This is a genomic window from Lentzea aerocolonigenes, from assembly GCF_000955955.1.
Lineage (GTDB): Bacteria > Actinomycetota > Actinomycetes > Mycobacteriales > Pseudonocardiaceae > Lentzea > Lentzea aerocolonigenes_A.
This window is the reverse complement of the sequence record NZ_JYJG01000422.1, coordinates 1-1,480: the sequence shown is the minus strand read 5'-3', so window position 1 is coordinate 1,480 and position 1,480 is coordinate 1. Positions and strand designations below refer to the sequence as shown.

Genomic DNA, 1,480 nt, shown 5'->3' with positions numbered 1-1,480 from the left:
ACGCACGATCCCGCTGCTCTACCTGAACCGGCCGAAGCTCAGCGAGAACGCCGAGATCATCGGCATCGACGTGCGCGGAACCGGTGCCAGCAGCAACGTCACCTGCGGCGGCTTCAACGCCGAGAGCATCACCGACCAGCGCGACCGCAGCAAGGCCAACCTGGACCTGCTCTACGGCTCGATGGAGCTGCAGGCCAAGTTCTGCCAGACCAAGTCCGGCGAACTCGGCCGCTACATCACCACCGACCAGACCGTGAAGGACCTCGACCTGTTGCGGCAGCTCCTGCGCAAGCCGAAGGTCAGCTGGATCGGCTACTCGGGCGGCAGCTGGATGGGCGCCTACTACGCCACCTACTTCCCGAAGACGCTCGACAAGATCGTGCTGGACTCCAACGTCGAGTTCACCGGGCCGTGGCAGCCGATCTTCGACGACTGGGGCATGGGCTTCGAACGCCGGTTCCGCGTCGACTTCCTGCCGTGGGTGGCGAAGTACGACAACGTCTACCACCTCGGCAAGACCGCTGAAGAGGTTCGGCAATCCTACGAACGCACGCGCGCGAAGCTGAAGGACCAGCCCGTCACGCGACCGGAAGGCGTCTACTACCCGCAGACGCTCGACGGTCTGCTGCGAGGTGTCCTGTACCGCAAGGGCCAGTTCGGCCTCGGCGCGCAGGTCTTCGCCGAACTGGCGGGCACGGCGCAGCCGCAGCTGACGGCGCAGGCGAGCTACCCGGACGCCCAGAACGGCACGGCGTACTCGATCGTCTGCAACGACACGCCGTTCAAGGGTGACCGGAAGTACCTGGAACGCGACGCGGCGAAGGACGGCACCAAGTGGCCGCTCGGCGGCTATCTCCAGGTGATGGGCCCGTGCGCGTTCTGGGACCGGCCGAACGTGAACCTCAAGCACCCCAACGGGATCGGCGTCGCGCCGACGTTGATGGTGCAGTCGGTGCGCGACCCGGCGACGCCGCTCGAAGGCGCACAAAAGGCACACCGCAACTTCAACAACTCGGTGCTGCTCACCGTTGAGGACGAGGGCGACCACGGCATCTACGGGTTCGGCAACAAGTGCGTCGACGACATCGTCGAGAGCTACCTCGTCGACGGCGTCACGCCCGCGAAAGACCTGACGTGCCCAGGGGTTCCACTGCCCGCGCCCGGTGAGACCGCGGCGCCGACGGCACAGCAGCTCGCCAAGCAGCTCGGTTGGTAGGAGAGGGGAAACCGATGCACCGCAAGAAGATCGCCGCGGCACTGGCCGTGGCGACGGCAACATCGCTGATAATCGCACCACAGGCGCAGGCGAGCACCTTCGCCGCGCAGCAGATCAACTGGCAGAAGTGCACTGACCAGCCCGGATTCGAACGGCTGCAGTGCGGCCAGTTCACGGCTCCGATGGACTGGAACCACCCCGGCAACGGCAAGACCATCACCATCGCGGTCAGTCGCACGGTTCCGTTGAACGGCCAGGCGAAGA

The 1,480-nt window shown here is 65.9% G+C and carries 1 protein-coding gene and 1 pseudogene; both read left to right on the top strand.

Annotated features, from left to right (window positions below; all coding sequences use genetic code 11):
- On the top strand, positions 1–1,216 hold a 1,216-nt coding region (locus tag UK23_RS41775; protein ID WP_045317355.1), incomplete at its 5' end, for an alpha/beta hydrolase.
- A gap of 14 nt (positions 1,217–1,230) precedes the next feature.
- A pseudogene (locus UK23_RS41770) lies at positions 1,231–1,480 on the top strand (alpha/beta hydrolase); the annotation flags it as partial.